Consider the following 6050-nt stretch of genomic DNA (forward strand, 5'->3'; position numbering starts at 1 on the left):
CATCAGTATATCGTTTCATATAAAAACTCCTATCCTAGTCATTTTATTATGGCACAACTGTTCAGAAATTTATGTACCAAATACTAGGATAGGAGCAAGGCATGAAAGAAGAAACTTACTATTAAAATAATACCAGCAAGTAGAAACAACCATGCCATTACATCAATAATCAAGGGTATAACCAGAAGCCCTAACCCAACAATAATCAATAACCACATTATTTATTACTTCCTTTCAATAATTCAATAATTTCATCATTTTGCTGTGCTAATCTATCTTGTTGCTTGATCAACAACCAATTCTGTTCTGTTACAGCTTGTAGCAAGTACATACTGTTTTTAGTAGCATCTACAGCAGAAGGCATAAAGCCTAAAAGACCAGTACCATTTAAGTATGTTCTAATTCTGTCAACTTGCGTGTAGTTATCTTTCTGAACACCTTCCAAACCTCTATCATTTAACCATTTTTCCATCTTAGCTTGTTTTTGTGCATCTCTCTCAGCTTGACTCTTGAATAATCCCATTATATATCAATCTTCCTTTTCCAATTTTGTCTTCATTAATAATATAAGACTTTTTTCTAATTAAATTGAATATGCTATAATTTATATGAGCTTGTTCAGCGTTTTAACATGGGTGTGTTTTTCTGCTGGCGGGCTTTTTTGTATGCTCTATTTTCATTATGAAAACTAAACCATATTGGCAACATAGTTAATATCATGACTACAACAACGACTAGCATATCTTTCAATAACATCATTTATCACCTCCTAGTAACCTTCTATATAAATCATTTCTTCATTCTTATCAACTTGTATATTTGCATCAATAGACAACGTCTTAGGCGCATTGTCTGAGTAATTATCTGATACCACCATAGTTTTATCACCTTTTACTATGTAAGTCTCTTCACCAGTAAATAGATTAACAAAGGTTAACTTGTTGCCATCTGTCCTAATCTCTATATCTTCATTGTTCTCAGTTGTAAACTTAATTGTTTCCATTAATTTTCCCTCCTTCCTTATTTACCATGGTTTTAATGTACACCAATGTATACATTCATGTCAACAGTTAAGTATACTTTGTTGTATATACTGATAACGACAATGATATAAACGTATACATGAATAACGACAAAAAAATAAGCCCTATTAAAAGGACTTACTAATACTACAGATTATACTTTTTGAAATATAGCTTTAAGGCTTCTGAAACTATCTTACTATTTCCGCCTCGCCATTTACCTATCTGTTTACCATAGCTTTTAACCTTGTATGCTATGTCTTTGTCTAGATAAACAAAAAGACGTTCTTTCTCATGTGTTTCACCTTTTAGTTTTTCAATAACATCACTATTATCATTAGTTTTAACATTAGCATTATCATTAATGGTATCATTATCTACTTTTTTAGCATCATTGACCTTAACAATATTCTCTACGTTAAAGCCATCTTTCTTACCATACCTAGCCAATATATCCCAACTCCTTTGCTAGTTCTGTATATACTTTCTTATAAGGTAGCAGTGTTTTAGGTACATCCTCAAATAAAGTAACTGGTATATTCATTCTTGCTACCATCTCAGCGTATTTAATACTATCTTTGATTATTATGTTACTAAACTTCAAATTTCTAGCTTTAGCATAACTTCTAGCGCTATCTAGATACGCTTGATGCATTATAGTTCTTTTAACTTTGACTGGTACAATCTCTTTAACTTGTAAATCTTCATTTACTTTTTTAAATTTATCTATAGCAGATACAGACTTTACCAAACTTCTAAAAGCGTACTCTTCTGGTTGAAATGGAATAATAACATCTTGAACCGCATAGAATACATTGGCAGCAATTAACCCCATTTGAGGTGGTGTATCTACTATTATGTAATCATAGCGACTCTTAAAAATATCGACAACGTTTCTTAGTAACTCAAAATACTTAGGATAGTGCTCTGTATCTGTGAGTACATCAATTTCAAAGTAAGCCATGTCGTCATTAGCAACAATAATATCTATTTTATCTGAAACTTTATTAAGTGCTAAATCTGGATTGCCTAATTCTGGATTTTTTACTAGTAAATCATAAATAGTAAATTCTATATCATCTGGATCTAAACCAAATGTTGTGGCTACATTACCTTGATTGTCCATATCAATTAATAGCACCTTTTTACCATGTGTTGCTAGTGTACCTGATAAATTTACAGCAAGTGAAGTCTTTAATATTCCACCTTTATTACTAGATAGTGCAATTACTTTACCCAATTTTGAACCCCCTTATGTGTGGTATATATGTTTATCTACCATCTAGTATATATGAATGTCTACCATTAAGCAACTTTGATAAATCAATACTTTCATAATTTGATATCTACTAATTAGTAAATGAATCTTTTGATATAAACATATACATCATTAGTGTTATCAGTGTATACATCATTAGCATCATTTACAATGAACAGTAGGCTATATAGCAGTGTTTTATGTTGACATTAATTTTAGGCTATGCTATAGTTCTATTTGTAAAACAAAAAAGAGCTATCCCAAAGGACAAGCTCTTCATAAAGAAAAAGCCACTAGAGACGGCAATCTCTGAATGACCGAACAGTATTATATTTATGGTCTTATTATACAACATCTTATCCATGTTGTAAATGTAGCTGATTTCAAAAACTCAGGAGACAAGCTGAGAGATAGAACGAGTAGTACATAGGTTTCATATTTTGATATGTGACAGCCACTTATGAATGAAAGTTGAAACAAGTAGACATCTGGTGAACTCAGCCAGAACTTCACAAAAATAATTGAGTAGTCTATGGATTCTGTAATCTAATCTGTAGGCTGGGTTCAGAGCCGACCTGTAGACAAAGTATTATAGAAGCTACTATCTAAGGGCTTGTGTGGTTGTATGATATGAGCTGCATTGTAGAATAAGGGCATACATTTGTTCGTGAGAATTAATCTTAATCAATGTAGTAGTGTGAGAGCACTGAAACTAGATTACTTGTGAGTAGAAGCGAGACAAAACCTCAAAAACTGAGACAGCTTACAATACGTTGTTTTTCTCTCTTAAAAACAGGGAAAAACTTTGCTCATTTCGCTCAACACTTCCTAAAAACTAAGCCTGGCAAGAACAGAAGTCAACTAAAAGTATTCATTTCTGTTGAATAAGTTGAAAGATATGTAAGCGAGATTCCAAAGAGGCTTAGGTAAATTTCACAAGTTAAGAAAGTTGACTTAAAGGGAATCAAGGAATGGATTTAAGGTATACCAATTTTAAAGTTTAGATTGTGAAATAACCCAAGGTAATTTTGTAGTGTAGTATTAGATAGCAAAGCTTTTGAATGTGTAAACTTGTTTTAATATCAATTATGTAAATTAAAAAGTTTTTTAACTAGTAAACATGCATGTTAATATATAAAAACACCAGGATAACTAAATCCCAGTATTTTTGTATCTACTTCTTGTTATTTCTAAATATCAAGTATATGATAAATAGTTGAATAACTAGAGAAACAGATAAAGTAAATGTTACTTGCAAAGCGTAGCATACAGTTTAATTAAAGGCAATCAGCCTTGTGTTGTAGCCATTTACCAGTATAGCATACTGGACTTGATAGCTATGAAATGATAATACGTAGGTAAGGTAAATGGAAAACAAGGGGTTTTATCCTTTTAAGTGGACTTAATCAACCCACGTCACTCACGGGCTCTCAGACTTAACTCTCTGAGGGCCTATTTTTTGTATTAATTTTCTTTTATTTACCTCATGGTTTCAAAGGTATTTTATATGCTTTAGTACAATGTAACATGTTAGGGTAGCAATAACGGTAATTATGGATACAATAAAGAAACCAGGCATTGAAGATTGGAAGGGAACCTTAGTATTAACACCCCAAAGGCCAACTATGATAGTGGGAATAGTGATAATAATTGATAGTTCTGTTAAAATTTTCATAATGATATTTAACTGATATGAAATGATATTGCTGAACATGTCACTTAATTGGGAAATTAAGGTAGTTAGGGTTTTTGCTAATTTTAGCGTTTGCAATCTTTGGATACGTAGTTGGTATTGCTTGTCCTTATACTTAGCGTTGTTTAAAAAGAGTTTTTCACAGTGTTCTAAAATATATTGGAAGGTTTTTTCATTACTTTCTAAAGCGCTTTCTAAAAACACGATGCTTTTTTGACAAGCAGCAAGCCTGTCTAACCCAGCGCTGTTAGTTTGGAGCTTATGAATATTTCTTTCTATTTCTATTATTTCACTTTCTATTTTTAGAAGCTGTTTTTTAAATTCTTCGTAAACTGAACTTATAAGGTGTATAGCTAACTCTTCTTTATTATTATTAACTTCGCCTAATTTTTTTGGGGGGGCTATGAAAGGTAAAATAATGTCAGTAACGGTTATTATGGTACTATCAACTAGCAGTATTAGTAATGGATAGCCCGTAGTAACATTATTTTTCCCAAATGTACCTTCTCCAGCACATAACAATAATATTTCAGTAATTTGCTGCTGTTTTAGATTAGTAATGTAATTAATGTGAGAGGCTGTATTTAAATTAGAACTTTCGCGAATAATATCTCTAGGTAAAAAATATTTTGACGTAATGTATTTTATTTCCTCCTCAGTTGGTTTTATTAAACTAACCCAGTCGATCCGTTCTTTTTCTTGTGCCACAAGTATTTTCTTATTTTTAAAAATATAGTTTTTTAAAATCATGTTCACCTCCATAAAGAATAAAAACTCTTCATATTATACCTACTTGGTCCCAAACAAATCCATATTTGGCCATATGAATAGGGAAAATTTAAATTTAATTTTGCTCATTTAATTGACTAAAAAGTAAATTCCATTTTTCATTAATATAAGGTAGTCGGAAGTCGTGTGACCGTTGTGTTGCAAGGTTTCCAAATTTTTGTCGCAAGTCAATATTTTTCAATAATGGTAATAGTTTTCTGTAGAGATGCTCTGTATTATGGTCTGCGATTATTATTCCATATTTTCCACTTTGTAAATATTCTTGTGAACCTGTATTCCACATACTCACAATTGGCAGCCCAAAGTTCATAGCTTCACCGATAACTAATGGAAATCCCTCCCACCTAGAAGTTATTACAAAGATTGAGCCATTTCTATAATGTTCTTGTAATTCCTCGTCGGGTAAGGAATCTAAAATAATAAATTGTTTCTCTATTTTTTTGCTATGAACCTCATTTTTTAACCATTCTTTGTCAGGCCCATCACCAGCCAACTTTATTTGCCAATTATCGGGCAAGCGTTGCGCCAATTCTAACAAATAGTCAAGTCCTTTATGTTTTACATCTGTTCTGCAAACAGCTACAATAACATTTTTATTCAAGTTACTTTTATGATTAGACACCAGCGTAACTGGGTTATGGATCTTTATTGTATTAACATTATGTTTTGAAAATTTTAAAAGGTCGCTTTCTGTTAAAGTTACGACTGTATCCACCGCTTCAAGTCCAGCAATAAATTCAACCCGCATATCCTGATAGTATTCTTTCATATAAGTCTTATAATTATTGTGCATCCAAGCGATTAATTTAGTGGTAGGATTTGCTTCCTTTATTAACGGACTAAAGCTAGTAAAGAGTCCTGCATTCAGAAGAACAATATCGATCTTCTCTTTTTTTATGGTTGTGTTTAAATCTGCAATCTGTAACTTGAATTTTTTAGTGGGAGATCTTCACGGAAACTTTTTCCTGAATTTATTGGATGTTTGGCTTTAATCAAAGGAGCTTCTAAATGGAAAAAAGAACCTGTTGAGGACAATGAATAATAGAAGATATTGTGTTGTTTAGCTAAGCTATTACCAACAACGGTGGCAACTCTTTTAACCCCATCCATTTTTAAGTTTTCTATACAAATTAAAATGTTCATACTATTAACCTTCCTTAGTGACAAGTTAAGAACTTGCTTTAAATTTTAGAGCTTGGGAAAATTAAATTTAAAAAAGAAGCAGTGCAGCTATGCTCCTATCCTAGTATTTGGTACATAAATTTCTGAACAGTTGTGCCATAATTAA

The 6050-nt window shown here is 31.8% G+C and carries 9 protein-coding genes; all 9 read right to left on the bottom strand.

The window, feature by feature from the left end; all coding sequences use genetic code 11:
- Nucleotides 1-83 precede the first annotated feature (83 nt).
- Nucleotides 84-218 (bottom strand): hypothetical protein, encoded by a 135-nt coding sequence (locus FD20_RS14040; RefSeq protein ID WP_268871957.1) that lies wholly within the window; start codon nucleotides 216-218, stop codon nucleotides 84-86.
- On the bottom strand, nucleotides 218-523 hold the full coding sequence (locus FD20_RS11870; RefSeq protein ID WP_057738782.1) for a hypothetical protein: 306 nt from the start codon (nucleotides 521-523) through the stop codon (nucleotides 218-220). The genes FD20_RS14040 and FD20_RS11870 overlap by 1 nt, the downstream gene beginning before the upstream one ends.
- A 95-nt stretch (nucleotides 524-618) precedes the next feature.
- On the bottom strand, nucleotides 619-759 hold the full coding sequence (locus FD20_RS13440) for a hypothetical protein (protein WP_157060929.1): 141 nt from the start codon (nucleotides 757-759) through the stop codon (nucleotides 619-621).
- A gap of 10 nt (nucleotides 760-769) precedes the next feature.
- Nucleotides 770-1003 carry a hypothetical protein gene (locus FD20_RS11875; protein ID WP_057738784.1) on the bottom strand — a complete coding sequence of 78 codons (234 nt, stop codon included), beginning with the start codon at nucleotides 1001-1003 and terminating at the stop codon, nucleotides 770-772.
- A 166-nt stretch (nucleotides 1004-1169) separates the two neighbouring features.
- Nucleotides 1170-1472: a hypothetical protein gene (locus tag FD20_RS11880; protein ID WP_057738786.1), complete on the bottom strand. Its 303-nt coding sequence runs from the start codon at nucleotides 1470-1472 to the stop codon at nucleotides 1170-1172.
- The gene (locus FD20_RS11885; RefSeq protein ID WP_057738788.1) at nucleotides 1465-2262 is read right to left on the bottom strand and encodes a ParA family protein; all 798 of its coding nucleotides are present in this window, start codon (nucleotides 2260-2262) and stop codon (nucleotides 1465-1467) included. The genes FD20_RS11880 and FD20_RS11885 overlap by 8 nt, the downstream gene beginning before the upstream one ends.
- 1510 nt (nucleotides 2263-3772) lie before the next feature.
- Nucleotides 3773-4723 carry a magnesium transporter CorA family protein gene (locus tag FD20_RS11890; RefSeq protein ID WP_057738790.1) on the bottom strand — a complete coding sequence of 317 codons (951 nt, stop codon included), beginning with the start codon at nucleotides 4721-4723 and terminating at the stop codon, nucleotides 3773-3775.
- 94 nt (nucleotides 4724-4817) lie between these two features.
- The gene (locus FD20_RS11895) at nucleotides 4818-5555 is read right to left on the bottom strand and encodes a glycosyltransferase (RefSeq protein WP_235807785.1); all 738 of its coding nucleotides are present in this window, start codon (nucleotides 5553-5555) and stop codon (nucleotides 4818-4820) included.
- A gap of 113 nt (nucleotides 5556-5668) precedes the next feature.
- Nucleotides 5669-5905 carry a hypothetical protein gene (locus tag FD20_RS13915; RefSeq protein ID WP_235807786.1) on the bottom strand — a complete coding sequence of 79 codons (237 nt, stop codon included), beginning with the start codon at nucleotides 5903-5905 and terminating at the stop codon, nucleotides 5669-5671.
- Nucleotides 5906-6050 lie beyond the last annotated feature (145 nt).

This window comes from Liquorilactobacillus uvarum DSM 19971 (assembly GCF_001434935.1).
In the GTDB taxonomy this organism is placed as follows: Bacteria; Bacillota; Bacilli; order Lactobacillales; family Lactobacillaceae; genus Liquorilactobacillus; species Liquorilactobacillus uvarum.

Coding starts and splice junctions, on each gene's coding strand:
- FD20_RS14040 (WP_268871957.1), bottom strand. CDS start 218: ATGTGGTTATTGATTATTGTTGGGTTAGGGCTTCTGGTTATACCCTTG.
- FD20_RS11870 (WP_057738782.1), bottom strand. CDS start 523: ATGGGATTATTCAAGAGTCAAGCTGAGAGAGATGCACAAAAACAAGCT.
- FD20_RS13440 (WP_157060929.1), bottom strand. CDS start 759: ATGATGTTATTGAAAGATATGCTAGTCGTTGTTGTAGTCATGATATTA.
- FD20_RS11875 (WP_057738784.1), bottom strand. CDS start 1,003: ATGGAAACAATTAAGTTTACAACTGAGAACAATGAAGATATAGAGATT.
- FD20_RS11890 (WP_057738790.1), bottom strand. CDS start 4,723: ATGATTTTAAAAAACTATATTTTTAAAAATAAGAAAATACTTGTGGCA.
- FD20_RS11895 (WP_235807785.1), bottom strand. CDS start 5,555: ATGCACAATAATTATAAGACTTATATGAAAGAATACTATCAGGATATG.
- FD20_RS13915 (WP_235807786.1), bottom strand. CDS start 5,905: ATGAACATTTTAATTTGTATAGAAAACTTAAAAATGGATGGGGTTAAA.